Here is a 25,231-nt window from a genome sequence, read left to right on the forward strand (position 1 = left end):
GACCTGGGTCTCGCTTGGAGGGTCGGGAGCCGCATAGTAGGCCCGTGCTCGAAATGGCTTCCCAACGGGGTCGTTTGACGATCGTTATGGCGGTATTTCTCGTGCTTGCGGTGAGCTTAGCTAGCCGTGCTTTGCAACTGCAGGCGATCGAGGCGCCTGCGTATGCGGCGTCGGCGGCGGCGAGGATGAAGTACACCTACGCTCTTCAGCCCAACCGAGGCGAGCTCACCGATCGCAATGGCATTGTGATGGCGCAAACCCAGCCTGCGGTATTGGTTTTTGTGGACCCTCGGATGATCTCCCGCAACGGCGTTGACGAGCGGGTGACGATGACTCGTGAACAACAGGAGAAGGCAGCCGCTGCGCCTAAGGCCGTCGCGAAGATCCTTGCTACGCGATTGGGCGGGCAGCCGGAGGATTACCGCAAGGCGGTAACGGCCACTGATGCTAAGGGAAAGCTGAGCCGCTACTCGGTAGTACGCCACCACGTTGACAGCTACACCTTCGACCTCATCAAGAAGGACATGAAGCAAGGTGGCTGGTACGGAGTATTTAGTTCAAATGACCCGATCCGTACCTATCCGTCGGGGCAGGTTGCCTCCAACGTCGTGGGCTTCGTGAATGCCGAGGGCAAAGGAGCTGGCGGTTTCGAATACTCCCATAACAAACAGCTTGCTGGTGTGCCGGGTAAAGAGTCGTATGAGGCCTCGACCTGGGGCCGTATTCCGCTGGGTTCTAATACTCTGGTGCCTGCGGTCGACGGCACAAGTTACACTCTGACTCTCGACGCTCAGCTACAGCTGATGGCTCAGCAGGCCCTCGGTACAGCGATTAAGAATGCCAAGGCAAAGAGCGGCGAGATCGTCATGATGGACGTGACTAATGGTGAGGTCCTGGCGATGGCGTCAATGCCCACTTTTGACTCAAATAAGCCCGGCAAAGCTAAAGAGAACCAGACCCGCAATCGGGTCATCCAGGATGCGTACGAGCCAGGATCGGTGCAAAAAGTCCTGACTATGGCTGCGCTGACCGATCAGGGGATCATCACTCCCGATAGCCACATCGTCGTTCCGCGTGCTTTGTCGTCTGGTGGCGGCAAGATCACTGATGCTGAGCCTCACGGCACCGAGTACCTCACCGCCCGTGGGGTGCTAGTGCATTCGTCAAATATTGGGACGGCATTGTTTGCCCGAAAGTTAGACAAGGCGACCATGGTGTCTTATCTCAAGGCATTCGGGCTAGGGGCTCCTACCCGAATCGGTCTGCCAGGTGAGGCGAGTGGTCAGATACCGAAGCCCACTATGCCTGACTACACCCGGGACCAGGTTGCGTTCGGCCAGGGGCTGTCAGTGACGGCTCTTCAGGAGGCCGCTGCCGTTGCCGGAATCGTCAATGGCGGGGTCTACCACTCGCCGACGATTATCAAGTCTGCCGTTGACGGCCACGGCGAGCCTTCCGAGATTCCTAAGACGACTACCCGCAGAGTGATCTCGCAACGAGCCTCTGAGGAGGTTCGCGACATGATGGAGAACGTGGTATCTACCGCCAAGGGCCGACCTATTCCGGACTACCGGATGGGTGCCAAGACGGGTACTGCCCAGCGGATTGACCCTGAGTGTCACTGCTACCACGGGTACATCTCGTCGTTTATTGCCGTCGCTCCTATCGAGAAGCCGCGTATTCTCACGTACGTTGTCATCAATCAGCCCACCAACGGGCATACTGGCACGGCGGTGGCACAGCCAGCGGCGCGGCAACTCATGTCTGTTGCCCTGCCGCGATACGGTGTGCAACCGTCCACCGACAAAGCGCGCAAGGAACCCTTGGAGTACCAGCCGTGAGCCCTGAATCTACTGTCACCCCCACTCCACCTGCTGGTGCTGCCCTCCGACCATCCCAGGGTGATCCTGTCGGGTGGACCGATCTAGTGGCCTCCTTCGACAGCTGCCGAGCTAATGACAACGGTCCTGCGATCACCGGGATCACATTGGACTCCCGCCAGGTTCGCCCGGGCGATCTCTACGTCGGTCTGCACGGCCTGCATGCTCACGGGGCGAGTTTCGCTGCCTCTGCTGTTGAGTCGGGTGCAGTGGCAGTGCTCACCGACGAGGACGGTGCCACACTGGCGGCGGAGGCGGGTGTGCCGATCATCGTCGTCGACGATCCGCGCGCTGCCATGGCTGTTGCGGCCGCTAAGATCTTTGGACGCCCCTCGGATGCCATGACGATGTTTGGTATTACGGGGACTAACGGTAAAACCACAACGGCCTTCCTCGTGGAGGCCGGATTGCGTGCGGCTGGCCACCATGTTGGGACTATCGGGACAATTGGATTCCGGCTCGACGGTGAGGAGTTGCCTAGTGCTCGCACCACCGTCACGACGCCGGAGTCCCCAGATCTGCAAGGGCTATTCGCGGCGATGGCTGAGCGAGGTGCTTCTGACGTCGTGATGGAGGTGTCGTCGCACGCTCTGGCCTTGCAGCGGGTGGATGGAACCTGTTTCGATGTCGTGGCTTTCACCAACCTGGGCCGTGACCATCTGGATTTCCATAACACCCTTGATAATTATTTCAACGCTAAAGCCCGTTTGTTCACCCCCGATCTGGCTCGGGTTGGCGTTATCAATGTCGATGACCCGCGTGGTCGTCAGCTAGTTGAGCGTATGCAAGCCAACGGGGTTAAGGCCGTGACAACGTCAATCCATCAGCCCTCTGACTATCAGGTGACGTCATGGCAGGCCGCGCGTGCCGGGGCAATTTTCGACGTGAGCACTCCGTCGGGGGAGCGCACCCTCGAGCTGTCCTTGCCCGGCGAATTCAATGTCCGCAACGCAGCTATGGCTCTGGCCATGCTCGAGGCTGCCGGGCTCGCTTTTGACGATGTTGCAGATGGTTTGTGTTCCGCGCAGGTGCCTGGCCGTATGGAGCGGGTCGATCTCGCAGATGACGCCCCGACGGCCCTCGTGGACTTTGCGCACACTCCGCAAGCGATTGCATCAGCTCTTGATGCCGCTCGGTCGTCAGTCGATGGCGGCCGTCTTATCGCCGTGCTCGGTGCTGGGGGAGACCGTGACGTGGCCAAGCGTGGTCCAATGGGCCAGATTGCCGCTGAGCGTGCCGATATCGTCATCGTTACTGATGACAACCCACGTACCGAAGATCCTGCGGTGATCCGTGCAGCCGTGCTGGAGGGGGCCCATGAAGCTGCTGGTGACGGGGTCATTGTGATCGACGGGGGACGTCGTCGTGAGGCGATTAACGAGGCCCTGCGGATGGCGGAGGCTGGCGACGTTATCTGCGTGCTCGGCAAGGGACATGAGACCGGGCAGAACATTGGCAGTGAGGTGCTGCCGTTCGACGATCGTGAGGTTATCCGGGCCGAATGGAAGATCATGGCCCGGCAGAGCGAGGAGGATCAGGCACGATGAGAGTTCTCGACGTTGCCACCCTCGCGCAGTGGGTCGAAGCAGCACCGGTAAATGATTCTGCCCAGGTGGGCCCGGACGTCGTCATTGATACCCGGAAGGTAACTCCGGGCGCTCTGTTTATCGCTCTTCCCGGCACCCGGGTAGACGGTCATGACTTCACTCAGGCGGCTCAGGACACGGGCGCTGCCGCTGTCCTGGTCACTCGGCGCACCGACGCACAGTTGCCCCATCTCGTTGTTGACGATGGTCAAGCCGGCCTATCTCGACTGGCGCGTCATGTCGTGGCGACTGAACGAGAACGTGGCATGCGTACCATCGCTTTGACTGGTTCCAGCGGTAAGACAAGCACCAAGGACATGCTGGCCCAGATCCTTGAGACTTTTGGCCCAACGGTGGCTCCGGTGGGATCGTTCAACAATGAAATCGGAGTTCCTCTGACGGCGTGCCGCAGTAACGAGAACACCTCTTTCTTGGTGTCGGAAATGGGGACTCGCGGTCTGGGTCATATCTCCTGGCTCACCTCCATCGTTACTCCCGACGTAGCCATGGTCCTCAACGTCGGGAATGCCCACCTGGGCGAGTTTGGTTCGCGAGAGGTCATTGCCCAGGCTAAGGGTGAGATCGTTGAGGCCCTCAGCGTTGACGGTTGGGCTGTGCTCAACGCCGCCGATACCCTTGTCGCCGGGATGGCACCGCGCACCCGTGGACATATTGCATGGTTCAGCCCTGATGCTGACCATCGTCGCCCAGATGCCGACATCGAGGTGTGGGCCGAATCAACCCATGCCGACGACCTGGATCGTCACTCCTTTACCCTTGCCGCCCGCCGGGGTGAGTCCACCTGGCGTAGCCCTGTCCGGCTGATGACGATGGGTGCTCATCAGGTCGCAAATGCCGTGGCTGCTACTGCTGCTGCGCTGGCAGCCTTGGCTATGAATGACGACATCGATGACCAAACTGTCACTCGGATCGCCGAGGCGCTCAGCAACGCCGTGTCCAGGTCAGCTATGAGAATGCAGTTGCGTGAACGCGCCGATGGCCTGGTGCTGGTCGAGGACTGCTACAACGCCAACCCTGACTCGATGGCCGCTTCGTTGACAGCGATGGGGCATGTCTTGGCGACGCGCCGAGTTCGGGACCCTCAGACTAGGGGCGTCGCCGTCTTGGGCGACATGCTCGAGCTTGGACAGGACTCTGCTCGTCTCAATGCCGAGTCCGGTCGGCTAGCAGCCCACGCTGGATTCGACGTCATTATCGCTGTTGGCGATGAGGCCGAGAACATTGCCGAAGGTGCCCGGGCCGAAGGCGCACGTGTGATTGTTTCCACCGTGGAAGGTGCTTCTGGGTCACTAGGTTGGACCTCACACGATGTCGTTTTACTCAAAGCTTCCAGAGGTCTGGCCTTGGAGCGAGTAGGACGCGAAGTGTTCGAGGAAAGGGAGGCCCAGGCGTGAAGAACATCCTGCTCGCCGGTGCGGTGTCAATGATCGGCACCCTCGTCGGCACGCGGTGGTTCATCCATTGGCTCGCCGCGAAGGGCTATGGCCAGTTCATTCGCGACGACGGCCCGACAACCCATAAGACGAAAAAGGGCACCCCGACCATGGGCGGCGCTGTCATTATTGTCTCCGTACTGCTGGCGTACCTCGTAGCACACCTGGTGACATGGACCCATCCCTCCATCTCGGCGCTGCTGGTGTTGTGGCTGTTTTCGGGATTGGGTTTCATCGGTTTTCTTGACGACTGGACAAAGATTTCTAAGCAGCGTTCCTTGGGTCTTAAACCCAAAGGAAAGCTCCTCGGCCAGGCTTTTGTCGCTATCACTTTCGCTATCGGGGTGATGTATTTCCCTGATGTCCACGGTGTGACGCCAGGGTCGCCAGCTATCTCTTTCCTGCGTGATATTTCGTGGCTGTACCTACCCGTCTGGCTGGGCATCGTCTGGGTGATCCTGCTTATTGCAGGAAGTTCCAACGCTGTCAACCTCACCGACGGTCTTGACGGCTTAGCTACCGGTGCGTCCACGATGGTTTTCGGCGCCTATACCGTGCTGAGCATCTGGCAGTTCAATCAGTGGTGCTCTCGCCCGACCACCGCAGGAAACCACTGTTATGCAGTGCGTGACCCTCACGATATTGCAGTGGTTGCCATCGCTATCGCCGGAGCGTGTTTTGGGTTTCTGTGGTGGAATGCTAAGCCCGCCCAGATCTTTCTTGGCGACACAGGATCATTGGCTCTTGGTGGCGCTGTTGCCGGTATGGCCGTCGTCAGTCGCACTGAGCTGCTCCTGGTCATTATTGGTGCTCTCTTCGTCATCGAAACGGTCTCGGTTATGTTGCAGGTCAGTGTGTTTAAGATCACTGGCGGAAAACGTGTCTTTAAAATGGCCCCGTTGCACCATCACTTTGAGCTGAAGGGGTGGGCTGAGGTGACGGTAGTCATCAGGTTCTGGATTATTTGCGGCCTTGCTGTTTCGGCTGGCCTAGGAATCTTCTATGCAGAATGGGTGGCAGGGCAGTGACGTTCTCCGGAAAGGTTGATCTCAGCGCGGCTGACCGGCTCTTCGACTGGTCTGGTGTGCATGTTGTCATCGCTGGTTTAGGCACGTCCGGCTATGCCGCCGCTGACGCGTTACTTGAGCTTGACGCCACGGTCCTCGTCCTTGACGACTCCGATGACGACTCCCACCGTGACAAAGGTGGTCTGCTGGAGGTCCTCGGGGCCGAAGTGCGTTTGGGCCCCGGATCAGCATCCGACTTGCCGGAGGAAACGGACCTCGTCGTCGTCTCTCCTAGCTGGCGTCCTACCCAACCGCTGGTAGCTCGTGCCCTTACGCGAGGGATCCCCGTTTGGGGTGAGCCTGAACTGGCCTGGCGCCTCATGCATCCCGACCGTGTTATTCCGTGGCTGGCGATTACCGGCACCAATGGCAAGACGACGACTACCCAGATGACCGAGTCGATTCTTCATGCGGCAGGTCTGAAGGCATGTGCTGTCGGTAACATTGGCCGACCCATCCTTGAGGCCATGGCTGACGAGATCAACTACGACGTTTTTGCAGTGGAGCTGTCCAGCTTCCAGCTGCACTGGTCAAACTCACTATCTCTCCATTCCGCGGCAGTGCTCAACCTTCATCAAGACCACCTGGAGTGGTACGCCCACGAATCGGATCCGCTCGGTTCGTACGCCGCCGATAAGGCTCGGATCTACCACCAGGTGACCAACTCCTGCGTCTACAACGTTGCCGATCCCGCCACCGAACACATGGTGGAGGATGCCGACGTCGTTGAGGGGGCTCGCGCTATCGGGTTCACGACCGGGACCCCGGGGCCGTCCATGATCGGAATTGTGGACGGCCTCATCGTCGATCGTGCCTTCGTTGAGCAGCGCGCGACCTCGGCGATGAAGCTGGCTCGCCTTGAGGACGTGCACCCTTTCGCTCCGCACAATGTCGAAAACGCGTTGGCTGCTGCGGCACTGACCCGCTCCTTTGGTGTTCCTGCGCCTGCCGTCGGACAGGGTTTGCGTGACTTGCATCTTGGTGGACACCGCATCGAGACGGTGCACCAGGCCGGTGGCATTACCTGGGTCGATGATTCCAAGGCGACGAACCCCCATGCTGCAAACTCCTCGATGCGGGCCTTTGAACACATCGTGTGGATCGCTGGTGGGCAGGCCAAGGGCACGCATTTTGACAACCTCGTGACCACTCATGCTGGCAAGCTGCGTGGCGTCGTAGTGCTGGGAACTGACCGCGGCATCATCGCGAGATCTTTGGCCGAGCATGCTCCACAGGTTCCGGTCGTCGTCATTGACGACATGTCCCGCGAGGCGATGGCTCGTGCGGTCCACGAGGCTGCCAAGATGGCTCGTCCTGGGGATACCGTCTTGATGGCACCTGGCTGTGCCAGCTTGGATATCTGGCCCGGCTATGCCGCACGCGGTGAGGACTTTGCCAATGCTGCTCAACACGTTGACGGGCCAGATGCCGATGGCTGAGAAATCGGTAGATTCACGGGTCCGCCGTACCACCCGACGCCGGACTCCCGGCAGCTGGTTGAGGCATTTACTGCGACTTGACGGTGGTGACGGTTCCTCACGCCGATTGCTGGCTCAGCCGTTTCTGGATTACTACGTCATCCTGGCTACTACCGTGCTGCTGTGCGGTATTGGCGCGCTGATGGGATTGTCATCCTCGTCGGTGTACTCCCAGTCCCTGGGTCACGGGCCTTATCACTTTGCGATTCGTCAGATCCTGTTCCTGGTAGTGGGCGCTATCGCGGCAGCCGTGGTGTCGCGGCTCTCGGAGACACATCTGAGGCAACTTGGTGGGTTCGCCTATGCCGTCGTGTGTCTCATGCTCGTTTTGGTGCTGACCTTTTTGGGTTCAGACGCTGGAAAGGGAAACCAGTCATGGCTGTCTCTCGGACCGGTTAGTTTGCAGCCCTCAGAGTTCGCAAAATTCGCCCTGGTGCTCCTTGGGGCGAGTTACATGTCTTCACGACGTGGCGAGATGGCGACTCCGAAGGGCGTGGGGGGTTACCTTGGTCTATATGGGGTCGTCGGTCTGCTTGTTGTAGCTCAGGGAGACCTCGGCACAACGATGATTATTGGCCTTATCATGTTGGCCCAGATGTGGAACTTTGGAGTGCCCAAGCGTTATTTGGGTGCCCTCATTGGCCTCGGTCTCTTGGCGGTGCTGCTGCTCACTGCCATCACCCCCTATCGCGCCGAGCGCGTGTTGTCGTTCCTGCACCCAGACAATGGCGCCAGCACCTCCCAGCAGCCTCTTTCGGCGATTTATGCGCTGGCGACCGGTGGCTGGTGGGGTGTTGGTATCGGTGCCTCCCGACAGAAATGGGGCGGCCTTTATGATGGCGCTCAGAACGACTTCGTCTTTGCCGTTCTTGGTGAGGAAATGGGCCTGCTGGGTACCCTGGGTGTCATCCTGCTGTTTACCTTGCTGATATGGGCTGGCGTGCGCACAGCGATGCGGCAGGATTCGTTGTTTCGTCGTTCAGCCGCGTCGACGGCCACCGCGTGGATTGCAGCTCAGGCCCTCATCAACATGTCTGTATCGCTGAACCTCTTGCCGGTCGTGGGCGTCCCGCTTCCGTTCATTTCTATCGGTGGTTCTGCACTAGTGTCGGCGCTGTTAGCAGTGGGGCTTTTGTTGGCATGTGCCCGCACCGAGCCTGATGCCCGGCGAAGTACTGCTGCCTCGCAACGCACTGAGCCGGCCCGAGTAACGAGCGTCGTCGATGGTGGCAACCGTGGCTGATCTGAGCCTCATTTGCCGTCTTTCTTCCCCAGAGGAGTACTCATGGTAAACGTTGTCTTGGCTGGCGGAGGAACGGCTGGCCATACATCGCCGTTGATCGCGACCGCGATGGCGCTGCAGGAACGTGGGGCGACGGTCTCGTGTATTGGTACGCCAAGGGGACTCGAGGGACGAGTTATCCCGGAAGCGGGGCTGCAACTTGACATGATTCCGCCGGTGCCGTTGCCCCGTACCGTTAATGCTGACCTATTCAAGGTTCCTGCTCGGCTAGCCGGGGCGGTGCGTAAGGCTGGCGAGGTGCTTCAGCGTCGCCAGACCGACGTCGTCGTCGGGTTTGGTGGCTACGTGTCGTTGCCTGCGTATTTAGCGGCCAGGCGAGCCAAGATCCCGGTCGTCATCCACGAGCAGAATGCTGTGCCGGGGTTGGCAAACAAGATTGCCGCACGCTTTGCCGTCTTCGTCGGTACGGCTTTCCCCGACACGCCCTTGCCCAAAGCGCGGTTTGTTGGCATGCCGTTGCGTTCACAGATCACCGATTTGGCTGACGCTAGTGGGCAAGCCCGAGCTGAGCGTTGTGCCCGTGCTCGTGCTGACCTTGGTCTTGACATCAACCGTCCAACTTTGTTGGTGTCGGGGGGCTCTCAGGGGGCGGTGGCCATTAATGAGGCGGTTGTTGCTGCGCGGACACGTCTACTTGCAGACGGTGTGCAGATTCTTCACGTGCTCGGGCCGAAGAACATCCGGGGGGCTACGAGGATTACCGACGAGTTGACCGGAGCGTCATGGTTGCCCATGGGATACGTTGACGACATGGCGAGTGCTTATGCGGCTGCCGACCTCATGGTGGCCCGTTCTGGCGCTGGAACAGTGGTGGAAACAGCGACCGTCGGTTTGCCGACTATCTATGTGCCGTTGCCGCACGGTAATGGCGAGCAGGCGCGCAATGCCACCTCGGCGGTCGACGCCGGAGCTGGCGTTGTCGTCGCTAATGCTGATCTGGACGTTGAGCGCCTCCTTGCGGAGACTGCCCGCATCCATGATGCTGATGTTCTTGCCCAGATGTCAGCGGCAGGACGGGGACTCATGCCCGCTCACGCTGCTGAGGAGATGGCGGTCCGGGTGATCTCGGCGGCGACGTCGATAGACCCTACGATTGGTTGAGGAGATATCTCATGTCACTGCGGGAACCTGTCGAGCTACTTGATCCCAGCGCCGTAGGGCCGGTCTACTTCATCGCCATCGGCGGAGCCGGAATGAGCGGTGTGGCACGGATTTACCACGACTTGGGAGTTGAGGTGCGCGGCTCCGACCAGGTCGACTCGGCTAATTTGCGTGACCTTGCAAGTCTCGGCGTTCAGACCTGGGTAGGTCATGATCCGTCCCACCTGGCGGGGGCTCGTACCGTGGTCGTCTCCTCGGCTATTCGTCCTGACAACCCCGAGCTGGTCGAGGCACACCGGCTGGGTTTGCGGATCTGGCATCGCTCGGCCGCTTTGGCGGCACTCATGCTCGGCCGGGAAGGCGTCTCAATCGCTGGTACGCACGGCAAGACAACGACAACCGGCATGGTTGCCACCATGCTCGATTGTGCCGGAGCTGACCCGTCCTATGTCATTGGCTCTCCACTGGCTGCCACGGGCATGTCCTCCCATCTTGGTGGGGGAGAAGCATTCGTGGTGGAGGCTGATGAATCCGATGGGTCTTTCCTGCAGTACCCAAGCCAGATCGTCGTCGTCACCAATGTGGAAGCCGATCACCTAGACAATTGGGGTACCCCGCAGGCGTACTTCGACGGCTTCGTGTCGATGGCAACCCGTCCCGAGGTGCGCTACGTCGTGACTAATGCCGACGATCCGGGGGCAGCCGAATTGGCCTGCCGACTGGAAAGCACCGGCACAGTGCGAGTCGTTACTTACGGAGAATCTGAGCAAGCTGAGGTCAGGCTCGTTGACCTTGACTTAAATGGGACGACGGCTTCGGCGACTCTCGTTCATGGCCCTACCCAGGGACGCCTGGAGCTCCAGGTGCCTGGTCGCTACAACCTCTCTAATGCGGCAGCCGCCTACTGCGTCGGTTCCCTGCTGGGAATTAGTCACCAGGATCTGTTGACCGGGATCGCATCCTTCACGGGGACGTTGCGACGCTTCCAACTGGTGGGTCGGGTTGCTGACGTCTCAGTCTTTGACGATTACGCCCATCACCCGACCGAATTGCGCGCCACCCTTGGCGCGGCACGTCGTGTCGTGACGGGGCAGGGGAGGGTCATCGCCTGCTTCCAGCCTCATCTGTTTTCCCGTACCAGAGATTTCGCCGGGGAGTTCGGATCGGCGCTTACCCTTGCAGACCGGGTCATCGTTTCCGACATATATCCGGCCCGTGAGGATCCGATTCCCGGTGTGACCGGCGAGTTGGTGCACGACGCCGTTATCGCCGCAGGCGGGGATTCCCGGTATGTGCCCGATAAGCAGGACCTTCCGGAGGCCCTCGCTGAAGAGGTACGTCCTGGGGACCTCGTCATCACCCTTGGCGCAGGAGATGTCACTTTAGTTGGCCCGGTTCTGGTGGGCCTACTGGAGGGCAAGGCTTGATGCCGGTTTCCGACATCAGCGTCGCGATGGAGCTACGACGTCGACGCCGTAGGAAGCGTAACCGGATCATTGCGGGTGTTGTCGCCGCTGTGGTGGTGCTCGTCCTTGTGGCGATGTGGATCGTCCGCAGCTCGTCGTTGTTGTGCGTCAACACCATCGAGGTACACGGCACTCGCCTTGTGACGGCGTCCCAAGTCGAGCAAGTCGCCAAGATCCCGAAGGGTCAGCCGCTGGCCAGGGTGAACACCGACGACGTAGCTGCGCGCGTAACGCGCATGGATATCGTCCAACAGGCTGAGGTGTACCGGAAGTGGCCGCACACTGTCGTCATTGACATCACCGAGTTGAAGATCTCGTATCAGGTGAAGACTCTTGGGGGCTACCTCTGGATCGATCCCTCCGGGAGAATCTTTAACCGAACCGCGAAACCCACTCCGAACGTGGTGTGGGCGACGACCTCATCTGGAAATCGTGGCTTATTGCGAGACGTCGCAACCGTCGCTGATTCCTTTCCCACCGAGCTTAGACGCCATGTTGACCATATCGAGGCCACATCTCGCGATGCCATTGTCGTGGTGCTGTCGGGCAAGCGAACGGTGGTGTGGGGATCGGCGGATCAATCTGTTCTCAAGGCCAAGGTCACCACAGCGATGCTCCACGTCAAGGCGACTCGTTATGACGTCTCGTCCCCTGAGCATCCGACCTCTCGCTGAGTAGTCTCAAGCTACGGTTGAGGGTCAAGGTCAAGGTTGGCTGCAGCGTTGGACACCCTTTTGACGTGCTCATAGCCTTGCCCCTAGACCGGTCCGTCAGACAAGAGTGAGGCAGAACTCCAGTGGCTATTCCATCCCAGAACTACCTCGCCGTGATCAAGGTCGTGGGGGTAGGCGGTGGCGGTTGCAATGCCGTGAACCGCATGATCGAGGCGGGGCTCAAGGGAGTCGAGTTCCTCGCCGTCAACACCGATGCCCAGGCCCTCCTCACGAGCGACGCCGACGTTAAGCTTGACATCGGCAGGGACCTCACTCGAGGTTTGGGAGCCGGCGCTGACCCGGATAAGGGACGCCAGGCTGCCGAGGACCATGCTGACGAGATCGAGGAGTCCCTCAAAGGTGCCGACATGGTTTTCGTCACCGCTGGTGAGGGCGGCGGAACCGGCACTGGTGCTGCTCCCGTCGTCGCTAAGATCGCTCGATCCCTCGGCGCTTTGACGATTGGTGTTGTCACCCGCCCGTTCTCCTTTGAGGGCCACCGTCGGTCCTCCCAGGCCGAGCAGGGCATTGACAATCTGCGCGACGAGGTCGATACCCTCATCGTCATCCCGAACGACAAGTTGCTGGACATGACCGACCAGCAGATCGCCATTCTTGACGCTTTCAAGCAGGCTGATCAGGTGCTAATGCAAGGTGTTTCGGGTATTACTGACCTCATCACCACCCCCGGCCAGATCAACTTGGATTTCGCCGATGTCAAATCGGTCATGTCGAATGCTGGATCCGCCCTCATGGGTATTGGTCGTGCATCTGGAGAGGACCGTGCACGGGCAGCCGCAGAGATGGCTATCTCGTCTCCGCTGCTCGAAGTGTCCATCGACGGCGCTCGCGGCGTCTTGCTGTCTATCGCTGGTGGTTCCGACCTTGGCCTGTTTGAAGTTGCCAGCGCGGCCAATCTCATTGAGGCTGCTGCCCATGACGAGGCCAACATCATCTTCGGCACGATCATCGACGACGCCCTCGGTGACGAGGTGCGCGTTACGGTTATCGCGGCTGGATTCGAGAACGGCCAGCTCACCAGCACCAAGCAGCCTGGAATCAGTCAGCGTCCTGCTTCCCGTCCTGCCATGACCAACCGGTCTTCAGCGGGAGTTTTTGGCGCTGGAACGGGATCTGCTGCATCAACCTCGGCTGGGTCGAGTTCGTCTGCGAGCCGTCAGCCCGCTGATAACCAGCGGCCGACGCCGATCCGTCCGCAGACTCAAGGCAGCCCGTTCGGAAAGGCCCAGTCACAGCAGCAGAGTCATCCTGTGGAGCCTGTTAATCCGCCTGAGGAGCCGGATGACGACCTTGATGTCCCTGACTTCCTGAAGTGACGTGCTGAGATTCGTTATCGACCCCGGTGCCAATCATGGCGTCGGGGTCGCCTTCACTGATCGTGTCGACGCTTCCGGACAAGGACGCGGGGGTGCTGGTTTTGAAGGATTTAACCTCGGCCGCGCTGATGAAGACCCCACTGTCCTCGAGCATGTTGACTCTCTTCGTTCTCGGCTTGGCTTGGGTCCGGTGATGGTTTGCCATCAAGTACATGGCAACGAAGTGTGGCGGGTCCGCCCAGACGACGTCGAGGGATGGATTCCCCAGAGGTATCTTGGGAATCGCGTTGAGGGCCAGCCGAAGCTTCCCATTGCCGACGCGATGGTCACCGATCTGCCCGGAGTTGCGCTGGCTATTCGAGTGGCCGACTGTATGCCGATTATGCTGGCAGACCCAAAGGCTGGAGTGGTTGGTGCCGCTCACGCCGGGCGAGTGGGATTCTTAGCAGGTGTGTTGCCCGCGACCGTCAAGATCATGTGTGACATGGGGGCCACGGAGTTGCTTGCGTGGTTGGGTCCCCATATCTGTGGTAGGTGTTACGAGGTCCCCGCAGAGATGGCCGAGCAAGTCTGGGCCAAGTATCCAGCTACTCGTGCGGTCACTCGGCAGGGCGCTCCGGCCCTTGATCTAGGTGCAGGAGCGTTAGCTCAGCTCGAGTCACTGGGTGTGGCCGCTGTGGGGCTGGATCCTTGCACGTTTGAAGGGGATGACTTTTTTTCCCATCGTCGAGATCATGGCGCTGGTCGGCTAGCTGGCCTAGTGTGGAATGCTCACGACGCCCATTGACGACAGATGTACTCAGTCCATGATGTCTTAGACGTTCGCGTGTCCCACCAAACCGTGGCAATATCAGTGGCAGGCTTGAATGGTGAGAACCCCGCCCGGGGATAAGCCCACGAGAAGGAGCTCCAGATGGCAGGAATCGGCAGGAAGATTGCCTCGTACGTCGGGATCGTTGACGATCGTCGGTACGACGAGGAGGATCTTCCCGACGAGGAGCTCACCACGGAGGTCTACTCCGACGACGGGTATGAGCCATCTTCGGAGGTGACCCAGTTGCATCATCACGATTCCAATGAGCAGCACGGTCGGGGGCACAAGGCGGTTCAACACCGTCGCCGTTCGGAACTTGAGGAGCCGAGCATCGCTGACATTAACCGCATCCTGACCGTCCACCCGCGCAACTACAACGAGGCGCGGACCATCGGTGAGCAGTTCCGCGAAGGTATTCCGGTCATCATGAACCTCACTGAGATGGACGATGCAGACGCTAAACGTCTCGTCGATTTCGCTGCTGGCCTCATCTTTGGCCTGCGCGGAACCATCGAGAGGGTGACCAGCAAGGTTTTCCTGCTGTGCCCGCGCAACGTCAATGTCACTCCGGAGGACAAGGCCCGCATCGCTAGCGGCGGATTCTTCAATCAGTCTTGACGAGGAAGCCATGATCCTGACTGGCACCATCCTCACCTGGATCATTGAGATCTACACGGTGTTACTCATCGTGCGGATGTTGATGTCCTGGGTACCGCTTCTGATACGGGGTTTCGAGCCGCGCGGTGTCCTTGCTGTAGTGTTTGAGGCGGTCTACACCGTGACTGATCCGCCAATCAAGTTCTTTGATCGTCTGGTGCCGCCGGTGGGATTCGGCAACGTCGGGTTCTCGGTGGGGTTCATCATCGTTTTTGTGCTATTGGCGATACTCCAGCGAGTTGTTATCGTCATCTTCTGGTGATGAGACCGATCCATACTCCGAAGGTGAGGTTGAGCCTCCTAAGTGACGCGAGCGCCTTGGTGGAGTAGCCTTAAAGTCATCTCGTGTCCACCCCGGGCCATCATAGGTCCGCCTCACGGGTCCTGACTGTTCCCGACATCTTGGAGTGCACAATGACGCTGACCCTCGAAGAGGTGCGTAAGGTTCGTTTCCCGATGGTCAAACGCCCCGGGGAGGGCTACCGCGCCATTGAAGTTGACGACTTCGTCGACAAGGTTGAAGCGGCGTTTATGACCCTCACCGATGAGAATGAGCGTCTTAAAGCCCAGGTCGAGGCTCTCAGGTCGGGTGAGCCGGGGGAACAGAGGCCGGATCAGGATCTCCTTAACGAGAACGAGCACCTGCGTGCTCAGGTTGAGGAACTCCGCTCCCAGCAGAATGGGCGCTCGGTCAATTCCGGCGAGGTTGACCGTGCCAAAGCTGCTCAGCAGGACGCCGAGAAACGTGCCCGCCAGTTGGAGCAGGAGAGGGTCTCCCTGCAGTCCCAGATCGAGGAGCTGCGTCAGGCTGCACGGCGTCCTGGCCAGGATATTGACCCGGCTGAGGTCGCCCGCCTGCGCAGCGAAAATGAGCGTCTTGGCGCACAGCTTCGTGATGCCCAGTCCCTTGCCGCCCGTAGCCGGACGTCCTCCGTCGCGCAGCAGCCTGCGACGACCGACGACGGGGTCAGGAAGCTCGTTGTCACCACCAGTGCTGAGGCCTCTCCGGCTGTCGTCCGGATGGTTGAGCTTGCTCTTGCGGATGCCGAGCGCGTCGTCCATGAGGCTGAGAGTGAGGCTGGCCGCAAGGTTCAGGCCGCTGAAACCAAGGCCCATGAGCTTACCGTTGATGCCCAGACCCGCGCTGAGCGTATCGAATCTAGTGCCCGTGTCAATGCTGAAAAGTTGACTTCTGACGCTAAGAGCAACGCCGACAGGGTTAATGCTGACGCTCAGACTCGCCGCACGGAGCTCTTCCGTGAGCTTGAGGCTGAGCGCGACAACCTTGCAGGGAGGGTTGATCACTTGCGTTCCTTCGAGGCTAGCTACCGCGAGGCCCTCACTTCCCACCTGCGTGCCCAGGCCGACAACCTTGACCAGGGCGTTTTTGAGCCCGCAGAGTTGCCTGAGCTTCTCAAGTCTGAGAACCGTGTTGCTCCCGGTGGCTCCTCTACCCCGCGTTTGGATGCCCTCATCGGACGCGGCCAGCAGCAAAACTGACAAGCGCACACGTCGTAAAGCTCCGTGCTCTCGGTCGAAGGATCGGGGGCATGGAGTTGTTGTCATACAGTGTTTGGGTAGAGAAGACCCACGAGGATGACGAGTGAGTGCCATGGGTGTAATGTCGGCCCACAGTTCATGACACCCCCATGTAGGTGATGATATGAACGGCACACACCACGGAGCCGGGGACAATCCCCGCATGACGACGGAGAGTTCCATGTCAGACCACGATGTCGAGGCGATTGCTGCATCCCTGCCGGTGCGTGACGGCGATGAGCCGTGGACGGCCGATGAGATTAGCGAAATCGTCGGCACTCTTGAATCCGATGTTCAGAGGATGGGCACGGCCCTTGCCAAAGCCGAGAATGATCTTGCTGACCTCATGAAGCAGGGGAATGACGGTGCTGGAATGGATACCATCGACGTCGGTTCCTCTCAGTTCGAGCGCGATCAGGAGATCTCCGTCACCCGTAACGCTCGCGCTGTGTACGACCAGTCGAAGCTGGCTCTTCAACTTCTCGACGGGGGCACCTGGGGAACCTGCGAATCCTGCGGCGAGCCGATTGGAAAAGCTCGGCTGCAGGCGTTCCCGCGGGCCACCATGTGCGTCAAGTGCAAGCAGCGCCAAGAGCGTCGGTGAGCTCTAACCCGACCGTGTTGGTAGGTGGGCAGCTGAAGCGCTGGCGCGTCGTCATGGTCGCCATAGGTGTGCTCGGCTACGGACTTGATCAATGGACGAAAGCTGAGGCAGTTGCCCGTCTCGATCCTTACGACCCGCCGAGCTGGTTCGGTGGTTTCCTCACCCTGCGCCTGATCCGCAATCCCGGGGCGGCTTTTTCGATGGGCTCGACAGCCACTGTGTTGATTAGCCTTTTTGCGATCGCCATGCTTATTGCCGTATGCGTGTGGGGGGTGCCTCGCGCTCGTCATCGTTGGTCTCTTATTGCCTGCGGCATGCTCATTGCCGGGGTCTGCGGCAATCTGACCGATCGGATTTTCCGAGCCCCTGGTCCACTGCGTGGCCATGTTGTCGACTTCATGAGCCTGCCGCATTTCGCGGTATTCAACGTTGCCGACATATTCATCACGAGCACCGCCATACTCGTCGTAGTGGTGGCTGTGTTCGGGCACCACGAGGACGATGCAGGTTGAGATAGATGACCATTCATGAGATGTGATGAGTAGGAGGGGATGTGAGCGTCCTGTTAGTACCCGACGGTCTTGACGGGGAACGGGTCGATGTCGCTGCTGCTCGCATGAGTGGGGTATCCCGATCCCGGATCAGCAGCCTTATTGAAGACGGCGGGGTCTTTCTGGACGGCCAGCAGGTCTCTCGGGCGTCGGTCCGGGTAGCCACCGGTCAGATGCTTGACGTCGATCTCTGTGATCCTGTCGCGACGCCGTCCATTACCCCCCAGATCGTTGAGGGGATGCGGATCATCCACGACGACTCGGACATTGTCGTCGTTGACAAGCCTGCCGGGGTTGCTGCCCACCCGTCCTTGGGATGGGAGGGGCCAAGTGTCGTCGAGCATCTCGCGGCAGCTGGATTCGCAATTTCCACAAGTGGTGCACCGGAGCGTCAAGGGATCGTTCAGCGTCTTGACGTCGGTACATCCGGACTCATGGTGGTGGCCAAAAGCGAGCACGCTTATACCTTGTTGAAGCAGGCTTTTCGGGACCGCACCGTTGACAAGGTCTATCTCGCCCTGGTGCAGGGCCACCCTGATCCCTTCACAGGTACTATCGACGCTCCGATCGGCCGCGATCACCGTCATGATTGGAAGATGGCCATTGTCGATGGGGGTCGTCACTCGGTGACCCACTATGAGACGGTGGAGGCGTTCCGGCATGCGACCTTGCTCAAAGTACACCTTGAAACCGGTCGGACTCACCAGATTCGCGTGCACATGGCGGCGATCAAGCACCCCTGCTGTGGGGACCCGCTCTACGGTTGCGACCCCGCGCTTGCGAAGGAATTGGGTTTGGAGAGGCAATGGTTGCACGCTGGTGAGCTGTCTTTCACCCATCCGGGCAGTGGCGAGTGGGTAACGTTTCATGCTGATCTTCCGGCGGATCTCCAGAATGCTCTCGATGTGGTGAGGCAAGCCTGAGCAGTCGCTCGGTATGTGGTGGTCATTTGTGCACTATAGGTGAACGTCTAGTGTACATCCGACGGTGACTGGCATTCCGGCTCGGGCCCGCGTTGCCTTGAGCGGTATCGTGTAGGCGTGCGTAGAGCTAAGATTGTGAATACCCTTGGGCCCGCTGTGACCAGCCATGACGCCATGAAGGAGCTCATGGAGGCTGGCATGAATATTGCCCGTCTCAACATGAGCCACGGCGACTACTCCGAGCACCAGGAGCGTCTTGACCTGGTTCGCTCGGTCTCGAAAGAGCTTGGTCTCAACGTGGCAGCCTTGGCCGACCTCCAAGGCCCGAAGATCCGTACCGGCCTGTTCGAGAAGGCCGAAGGAGAGTCGAACGGCAAGATCGACCTCAAGATTGGTGGCAAGTTCACTATCACCACTGACGACATTGTGGGCAATCAGGAGCGCGTCTCCACCACTTTCAAGGGTCTGCCCCAGGACTGCAAGCCCGGCGACGTCATCCTCATCGACGACGGCAAGACCGTCCTCCAGGTTGACTCTGTGAGCGGCAACGACGTCAATTGTCACTGCACTGTCGCTGGCCCGGTTGGCGACCACAAGGGCATCAACCTCCCCGGTGTTGCCGTGTCTATTCCCGCCCTCACCAAAAAGGACGAGGAGAACCTGCGCTGGGCTCTCAAAGCTGGCATCGACCTTGTTGCTCTGTCCTTCGTCCGACACGGCTCTGACATCGACCGTGTCCACGAGATTATGGACGAGGAGGGACGTACCGTCCCCGTTATAGCCAAGCTCGAGAAGCCGCAGGCTATCGAGAACCTGGACGAGATTATTGACGTCTTTGACGCCGTCATGGTTGCTCGTGGCGATATGGCCGTCGAGTGCCCGCTCGAGGAGGTTCCGCTGATCCAAAAGCAGATCATCGAGAAGGCTCGGTTACAGGCTAAGCCCGTCATCGTGGCCACCCAGATGCTCGAGTCGATGATCCACGCTCCCCGCCCGACCCGCGCTGAGGCCGCCGACGTCGCCAACGCCATCCTTGACGGCGCCGACGGCGTCATGACGTCCGCTGAGACCAGCGTTGGTGACTTCCCAGGTGAGACTGTCCGCACCATGGCCAAGATCGTTGAGTCTACTGAGGCCCGTGGCTTGGACAAGATCGCCAAGATCGACTGGGATCCGCACACCACCAGTGGCATCATGTCGAAGGCAGCTGCTGAGATCGCTGAGCGCGCCGAGGCCAAGTTCATCGTGGCCTTTACCAAGTCCGGTGACACCGCCCGTCGTATCGCTCGTCTGCGTCCGAGCACCCCGCTCATCGTTTTCACCTCTGATGAGACCACGACCAAGACCCTCGCCTGGGTCTGGGGCGCTCACGCCGTCGTTACCCCGGTGTTTAAGAATGCGGAGGAGCTGTACCGCTGGGTTAACGCGTACCTGCGCGACAAGGGTTTCGTGCCGATCGGTGACCGCGTCGTCGTGTTGTCCGGTTCCCCGATGGATATTCCGGGTAAGACCAACAATCTGCGCATCCTTCGTATCAAGGAAGATGACTGATCGCGGGTATGCCTCGATCGTTACGACGTCCCTCATTCCGTGAGGGACGTCGTCGCTTTCCTGGACGGCCCATCCCGAAGCGGCCTAGCGTTTCCGAGGAGCCCCGGCTGGACCTAGTGATAGAGCAGATACGTGGCTCATAGGGAGATCGGGCATGAATGATCTCGTAGTACCTCAATCGTGCCCCTCCCAGATGGTCGACTTCGATGGGCATCCCATCATCAGCATCGTCTGGTACTCCTGGTGCTGACCGCTATCGTCGACTGGAAGGATTCCTCACCATGGCAATGAGATCGGGATTCCTCGATCGTCGTCCTGTGCTGGTGGGGTTGGTATTTCTGGGGGGATGCCTAGGTACTCTCATACGCTCCGTAATTGCCCATGCGTGGCCGTCCCGGGCAGACGGTGTGCCGTGGGGGACGTTGGCTATCAATCTTGTCGGAGCTTTCGTACTGGCGACTTTGCTCGAGCTGCTCGTCCACGCTGGCCCTGACCGAGGGGTTCGTCGAGCGGTGCGGCTATGCATCGGTACCGGATTGTTAGGTGGATTTACGACTTATTCCGCCCTCACGGTGGAAGCCGGCCAACGTGTGATGTCAGGGCAGTGGTTATGGGGTATTGCCTATCTTTTGACGAGTGTCGCGGCAGGTGCATTGTTGGCATGGGTCGTGATCGCCGCGGTGCGTTGTGTCATGGGTAAAAGATCGTCATGACGATGTTGTGGGTATGCCTGGCTGGTGGTCTTGGGGCGGTAGCGCGTTTCCTGCTTGACTCGCGCATTAACTCGCGGTTCTCGGTTCCAGTTCCGCTAGGAACCCTAGTTATCAATGTGATGGGATCGCTGTTGTTGGGGCTCATTACTGCGGCAGCTCTCAACCATCTGGGATTTTCACAGAATCTCAAAGAGCCATTGGGAACGGGCTTTTGTGGTGGGTTTACGACCTTCAGCACAGCCTCTGTCGAAACAGCGCGTGCTGCATACGGGTGCGGGAGGCGCGTGGGAGCGCTGCACTGTATGGGAATGGCGATTGCGGGAGTACTGGCAGCGATCCTGGGACTAGCCCTGGGATCACGGGTATAAGCCGACGGTGCCCGAGAGGGGAGTCGAACCCCTACGCCCGCAAGGACAGCGCATTTTGAGTGCGCCGCGTCTACCATTCCGCCACTCGGGCCGGCTTGCCTATTGTGCCACAGTTGCGCCCGGATGCCGATTCGCCGCTCACGAGGGTCGATTGGGCGGGCACTCTAGACGAGGAGATCCGCTAGTCGGGGGCATGTGCATGTGCGGTAAGACCTCATAACCACTAAGATTAAACCGAGTTGTCAACGTTCGACATGCAAGGAATCACCGTGAGCAAGCCACAGGACCTCACTCGGTCAACCTCTGACTCGGGGGCGGAGGCGGAACATCCACGTGTCGTAGTCGCCGAGGACGAGGCTCTTATCCGTCTCGATCTCGTCGAGCTGCTCGAGGAGCATGGTTACGAGATTGTCGGCCAAGCTAGCGACGGCGAGGAGGCTGTCCGTCTTGCCAACGAGCTCGAGCCCGACCTGATCGTCATGGACGTCAAGATGCCCAAGATGGACGGCATCACTGCGGCCGACAAGATTGCCGAAGACCGTATCTGTGCTGTCGTCATGCTGACCGCTTTCTCACAGCGTGACCTCATCAAACGTGCCAAAGAAGCGGGTGCGATGGCCTACGTCGTCAAGCCTTTCGATGCTTCGGATGTCATTCCGGCTATCGAGATTGCTATGGCCCGTTTTGCCGAGATCCGCGGCGTTGAGGACGAGGTCATGGACCTGGAGGAGCGCCTCGAGTCGCGCAAGATTGTCGACCAGGCCAAGGGTATTTTGCAGACCAGCCTTGACCTTACTGAGCCAGAGGCCTTCCGGTGGATCCAGAAGACCGCCATGGATCTGCGTAAGTCAATGCCAGAGGTCGCTCAAGGAGTTATCGATCACGCCGAGAGCGAGAAGTGATCTCGGGCTGCTGGTCCTTTTAGATGACCTGACAGGTCATCCTTCCAATAGCACAGATGCGGCCCTCATCGTCGACGATTTCGACGATGTGGGTTGTTGTGCGTTTACCGAGATGCACGGCTGTCGCGGTAGCGATGACCTGATGACCGTGGGGCGGGCGCAGGTGCGAGACTGACAGTTCGGTTCCCACGGCTGAATGCTCGAGCGTCCGTGCGTGGGCCATGGCTGCCAGCGACCCGGCGGTCTCCACCAGGACTCCCGAGCCGCCCCCGTGCCACAGGCCCATAGGTTGGGTATTGCCGTCGAGCGGCGCGGTGACGACGCAGCGGTGAGGTGAGATCTCTCGGACTTTGACGCCGAGCTTGTCGTCAAGAGGACTGACGAGTTGTGCCAGCCAGTCGGGAAGCGGATGTTCAGGAACGGAATACGTCACAGGTGAAGCATGCCACCGTGTGCCACCTTGATCGCATCCCGTTGTCCGTGGCGTCCTCTAAAGTCAACGATATGAGCGAGACGACGCAGCCCATCCTCATGGTCCTTGACGGGCATTCGATGGCCTTCCGGGCTTTTTACGCCCTGCCGGTCGAGAACTTCACCACCTCGACGGGGCAGCACACTAATGCAGTGCATGGCTTCGTCGCGATGCTTATCAACCTGCTGCGTAACGAGAAGCCCACCCACGTCGCGGTGGCATGGGATCTTGCCGGAGGCACTTTCCGCACCACCGAATACTCCGAGTACAAAGCCGGTCGTGCCGCTATTCCGCCAGAGTTCCCCGGTCAGATTGACCTCATCAAAGAGGTCCTCGATGCTCTTCGCATCGTTCACTTGTCTAAGGAGAACTACGAGGCCGACGACATCCTTGCCACTTTGTCGACCCGGGCGACTACAGAGGGATTCAAAACGCTGCTGGTTTCTGGGGACCGTGACGCCATGCAGCTGGTTAACGATCAGGTGACGGTGCTTTACCCACGCAAGGGCGTTTCAGACCTTGCTCGCATGACGCCGGAGGCCGTTGAGGAGAAATACCTGGTGCCTCCGGCACGGTACCCGGAGCTGGCAGCTTTGGTGGGGGAGAGCGCCGACCATCTGCTCGGGGTTCCCGGTGTTGGCCCTAAGACAGCGGTGAAGTGGCTAACGGCTTATGACGGTCTGGAAAACCTCATCCGTCAGGCCGACACCGTTAAGGGGAAGGCGGGACAGTCCTTCCGCGATCACCTCGACGACGTCATCCGTAACCGCAAGCTCAATGCCTTGGTCCGTGACCTTGACCTTGACCTCACCCTGGCCGAGCTTGCCCGTCATCCCTGGGACCCGAAGGCTACTCGCGCGGTCTTTGACACCCTGGAATTTCGCACCCTGTGGGACCGCGTTCGTGCCCTGGCCACCGAATCTGATGCCGATGGGGTCGATGAAGTCGACGACACCCTCGAGATCTCAGGGACGGTCCTGGAACCACGGACATTGAATGATTGGCTGTCCACAACTGCAGGTCGCATAGGCGTCGACGTCACTGGTAGCTGGGGAAGTGGATCTGGAGATGTGGAAGCTGTCGCGCTGGGAGGCGTCGACGGTAATGCAGTGTGGTTCGACGCCGCCGAGTTGAGCCCTGAAGACGAGGACGTCTTTGCCGCCTGGCTGGCCGACAAAGACCGTCCTAAGGTCATGCATTCAGCCAAGGGTCCGGTAGAGGCCCTCGCCGAGCGCGGCTGGGAGGTCGCGGGCCTGACCTGTGATACCGAGCTTGCCTCGTACTTGCTGCATCCAGATCGCCGTGCCCACAAGTTTGACGATGCGGTACGTACCCACCTCAACGTCGCCCTGGGTGAGGCAGAGGAAAACTCTGACCAGGCCATGCTCGATTTTGGGGAAGACCATTTTGCTGAGTCGATGGAGAGAGCAGTGGCTGTCACCAGGCTGGCTGACGTCATGGAGAAAGAGGTCGAGGCGCGCGGCGGGGCCGAGCTGCTGCATGATGTCGAGATGGGGGTACAGAGGTGCCTTATCTCAATGGAGCGTGCCGGTATCGCCGTCGATACGGACATCTTTGAAGGGTTGCGCTCCGAGTTCGACGAGCGGGTAACACGAGCCCAGGAGGCTGCGTGGGAAGCAGCTGGGGAGAAGATCAATCTGTCCTCGCCTAAACAGTTGCAGGGAGTGCTGTTCGACAAGCTCGATATGCCTAAGACCCGGCGTACTAAGTCCGGGTACACGACTGACGCGGACGCTCTGGCTGGGTTGTACGAGACGACCGAGCATCCTTTCCTTGCCCATCTTCTCGAGCACCGAGACGCCATCAAGTTGCGTCAGACCGTTGATGGGTTGCTCAAGGAGATCCGTGATGACGGTCGAGTCCACACCACGTATATGCAGACGGTTGCCGTGACTGGAAGATTGTCGAGCAAGGACCCGAACCTTCAAAACATTCCGATGCGTACCGAAGAGGGACGACGCATCCGCGAAGGGTTTGTTGTCGGTGAGGGGTACGAATCCCTCCTGAGCGCTGACTACTCGCAGATCGAGATGCGGATTATGGCGCACGTATCTGGGGACCAATCTCTCATTGACGCCTTCCAGTCGGGTCAGGACTTTCACACCGTGACGGCATCACACGTATTCGGCGTTGCTCCCGAGGATGTCAGCGTGGCGCAACGTTCCAAGATCAAGGCCATGAATTACGGACTGGCCTATGGATTGAGTGCCTATGGGTTATCTAACCAGCTCAAGGTCAGCGTGGGTGAGGCTAAAGAACTCATGGCCGACTACTTCAGCCGGTTCGGAAAGGTACATGAGTATCTCGAAGAAGTCGTTGACCAGGCGCGTCGTCAGGGATACACCGAGACTCTCCTGGGACGTCGTCGTTACCTTCCTGACCTCACCTCAACAAACCGTCAGCGCCGAGACATGGCCGAGCGTGCCGCCCTCAACGCTCCCATTCAGGGATCGGCAGCGGACCTCATCAAACTGGCCATGCTCGCCACCGACCAGAAACTTGCTGAGGCAGCTTTGACAAGCCGGGTGTTGCTGCAGGTTCATGATGAACTCATCCTTGAGGTTGCCAAGGGTGAAGAGGAGAAGGTTCGCGAGATCGTTACCAACGCTATGGGACACGCCATGGACCTATCGGTCCCGTTGACGGTGTCAATTGGGGTCGGACGGTCCTGGTTCGATGCTGCGCACTGATACCACTCCCAACCAGCCGGATTCGGAATGGGGGCACCTGA

The 25,231-nt window shown here is 59.6% G+C and carries 23 protein-coding genes and 1 tRNA gene; 22 read left to right on the forward strand and 2 right to left on the reverse strand.

From position 1 onward, the window contains the following. Window positions 1-53: 53 nt before the first annotated feature. From CPA42_RS04110 to CPA42_RS04215, 20 genes are all read left to right on the forward strand, one after another. Window positions 54-1,841, forward strand: coding sequence for a peptidoglycan D,D-transpeptidase FtsI family protein (locus CPA42_RS04110; protein ID WP_002519124.1), 1,788 nt, complete (start codon window positions 54-56; stop codon window positions 1,839-1,841). Further along, a complete protein-coding gene (locus CPA42_RS04115; RefSeq protein WP_002547800.1) occupies window positions 1,838-3,427 on the forward strand; it encodes a UDP-N-acetylmuramoyl-L-alanyl-D-glutamate--2,6-diaminopimelate ligase in 1,590 nt (529 codons plus the stop codon). Before CPA42_RS04110 ends, CPA42_RS04115 begins: the two co-directional genes overlap by 4 nt. Next, window positions 3,424-4,881: a UDP-N-acetylmuramoyl-tripeptide--D-alanyl-D-alanine ligase gene (locus tag CPA42_RS04120; RefSeq protein ID WP_002515270.1), complete on the forward strand. Its 1,458-nt coding sequence runs from the start codon at window positions 3,424-3,426 to the stop codon at window positions 4,879-4,881. The genes CPA42_RS04115 and CPA42_RS04120 overlap by 4 nt, the downstream gene beginning before the upstream one ends. Then, window positions 4,878-5,948 carry a phospho-N-acetylmuramoyl-pentapeptide-transferase gene (mraY, locus tag CPA42_RS04125; RefSeq protein ID WP_002513927.1) on the forward strand — a complete coding sequence of 357 codons (1,071 nt, stop codon included), beginning with the start codon at window positions 4,878-4,880 and terminating at the stop codon, window positions 5,946-5,948. Before CPA42_RS04120 ends, mraY begins: the two co-directional genes overlap by 4 nt. Further along, window positions 5,930-7,426 carry a UDP-N-acetylmuramoyl-L-alanine--D-glutamate ligase gene (gene murD, locus CPA42_RS04130; RefSeq protein WP_002515281.1) on the forward strand — a complete coding sequence of 499 codons (1,497 nt, stop codon included), beginning with the start codon at window positions 5,930-5,932 and terminating at the stop codon, window positions 7,424-7,426. The genes mraY and murD overlap by 19 nt, the downstream gene beginning before the upstream one ends. Window positions 7,427-7,532: 106 nt before the next feature. After that, the gene (gene ftsW / locus CPA42_RS04135) at window positions 7,533-8,708 is read left to right on the forward strand and encodes a putative lipid II flippase FtsW (protein ID WP_002519122.1); all 1,176 of its coding nucleotides are present in this window, start codon (window positions 7,533-7,535) and stop codon (window positions 8,706-8,708) included. Between the two features lie 42 nt (window positions 8,709-8,750). Continuing rightward, a complete protein-coding gene (gene murG, locus CPA42_RS04140; protein WP_002515244.1) occupies window positions 8,751-9,869 on the forward strand; it encodes an undecaprenyldiphospho-muramoylpentapeptide beta-N-acetylglucosaminyltransferase in 1,119 nt (372 codons plus the stop codon). 11 nt (window positions 9,870-9,880) lie between these two features. Then, entirely contained in the window at window positions 9,881-11,296 is a 1,416-nt protein-coding gene (gene murC / locus CPA42_RS04145; RefSeq protein ID WP_002515297.1) for a UDP-N-acetylmuramate--L-alanine ligase, read from the forward strand. Next, window positions 11,296-12,009: a cell division protein FtsQ/DivIB gene (locus tag CPA42_RS04150; RefSeq protein ID WP_002515293.1), complete on the forward strand. Its 714-nt coding sequence runs from the start codon at window positions 11,296-11,298 to the stop codon at window positions 12,007-12,009. The genes murC and CPA42_RS04150 overlap by 1 nt, the downstream gene beginning before the upstream one ends. A 122-nt stretch (window positions 12,010-12,131) precedes the next feature. Continuing rightward, window positions 12,132-13,385, forward strand: a complete 1,254-nt coding sequence (gene ftsZ / locus CPA42_RS04155; RefSeq protein ID WP_002515334.1) for a cell division protein FtsZ — start codon at window positions 12,132-12,134, stop codon at window positions 13,383-13,385. 1 nt (window position 13,386) lies between these two features. Further along, a complete protein-coding gene (gene pgeF / locus CPA42_RS04160; protein WP_002515222.1) occupies window positions 13,387-14,172 on the forward strand; it encodes a peptidoglycan editing factor PgeF in 786 nt (261 codons plus the stop codon). Between the two features lie 126 nt (window positions 14,173-14,298). Next, window positions 14,299-14,817: a cell division protein SepF gene (locus CPA42_RS04165; RefSeq protein ID WP_002515332.1), complete on the forward strand. Its 519-nt coding sequence runs from the start codon at window positions 14,299-14,301 to the stop codon at window positions 14,815-14,817. A 10-nt stretch (window positions 14,818-14,827) separates the two neighbouring features. After that, window positions 14,828-15,118, forward strand: a complete 291-nt coding sequence (locus CPA42_RS04170) for a YggT family protein (RefSeq protein WP_002515277.1) — start codon at window positions 14,828-14,830, stop codon at window positions 15,116-15,118. Between the two features lie 152 nt (window positions 15,119-15,270). After that, window positions 15,271-16,356 (forward strand): DivIVA domain-containing protein, encoded by a 1,086-nt coding sequence (locus CPA42_RS04175; RefSeq protein WP_002515284.1) that lies wholly within the window; start codon window positions 15,271-15,273, stop codon window positions 16,354-16,356. A gap of 163 nt (window positions 16,357-16,519) precedes the next feature. Continuing rightward, the gene (locus CPA42_RS04180; RefSeq protein ID WP_002519118.1) at window positions 16,520-16,999 is read left to right on the forward strand and encodes a TraR/DksA family transcriptional regulator; all 480 of its coding nucleotides are present in this window, start codon (window positions 16,520-16,522) and stop codon (window positions 16,997-16,999) included. Next, a complete protein-coding gene (locus tag CPA42_RS04185) occupies window positions 16,996-17,511 on the forward strand; it encodes a signal peptidase II (RefSeq protein ID WP_002519117.1) in 516 nt (171 codons plus the stop codon). Before CPA42_RS04180 ends, CPA42_RS04185 begins: the two co-directional genes overlap by 4 nt. Before the next feature lie 41 nt (window positions 17,512-17,552). Then, on the forward strand, window positions 17,553-18,473 hold the full coding sequence (locus CPA42_RS04190; protein WP_002515250.1) for an RluA family pseudouridine synthase: 921 nt from the start codon (window positions 17,553-17,555) through the stop codon (window positions 18,471-18,473). A 117-nt stretch (window positions 18,474-18,590) separates the two neighbouring features. After that, window positions 18,591-20,024, forward strand: coding sequence for a pyruvate kinase (pyk, locus tag CPA42_RS04195; protein WP_002515304.1), 1,434 nt, complete (start codon window positions 18,591-18,593; stop codon window positions 20,022-20,024). A 206-nt stretch (window positions 20,025-20,230) separates the two neighbouring features. After that, window positions 20,231-20,737, forward strand: coding sequence for a fluoride efflux transporter FluC (locus CPA42_RS04210; protein ID WP_002515243.1), 507 nt, complete (start codon window positions 20,231-20,233; stop codon window positions 20,735-20,737). After that, a complete protein-coding gene (locus CPA42_RS04215) occupies window positions 20,734-21,105 on the forward strand; it encodes a fluoride efflux transporter FluC (protein WP_002515225.1) in 372 nt (123 codons plus the stop codon). The genes CPA42_RS04210 and CPA42_RS04215 overlap by 4 nt, the downstream gene beginning before the upstream one ends. Window positions 21,106-21,113: 8 nt before the next feature. Here the strand turns inward: CPA42_RS04215 and CPA42_RS04220 are convergent. After that, window positions 21,114-21,196: transfer RNA gene (locus CPA42_RS04220), tRNA-Leu, on the reverse strand. A gap of 163 nt (window positions 21,197-21,359) precedes the next feature. On the opposite strand from CPA42_RS04220, the gene CPA42_RS04225 reads away from it, so the two are divergent. After that, window positions 21,360-22,007 carry an ANTAR domain-containing response regulator gene (locus tag CPA42_RS04225; RefSeq protein ID WP_024513550.1) on the forward strand — a complete coding sequence of 216 codons (648 nt, stop codon included), beginning with the start codon at window positions 21,360-21,362 and terminating at the stop codon, window positions 22,005-22,007. Window positions 22,008-22,026: 19 nt separating this feature from the next. On the opposite strand, the gene CPA42_RS04230 is transcribed toward CPA42_RS04225, so the two are convergent. Beyond that, a complete protein-coding gene (locus CPA42_RS04230; RefSeq protein ID WP_002515267.1) occupies window positions 22,027-22,440 on the reverse strand; it encodes a PaaI family thioesterase in 414 nt (137 codons plus the stop codon). A 71-nt stretch (window positions 22,441-22,511) separates the two neighbouring features. Between CPA42_RS04230 and polA the strand changes: the two genes are divergently transcribed. Then, a complete protein-coding gene (gene polA / locus CPA42_RS04235; RefSeq protein WP_002519115.1) occupies window positions 22,512-25,190 on the forward strand; it encodes a DNA polymerase I in 2,679 nt (892 codons plus the stop codon). Window positions 25,191-25,231: the final 41 nt, after the last annotated feature.

It is taken from the genome of Cutibacterium acnes (assembly GCF_003030305.1).
Lineage (GTDB): Bacteria > Actinomycetota > Actinomycetes > Propionibacteriales > Propionibacteriaceae > Cutibacterium > Cutibacterium acnes.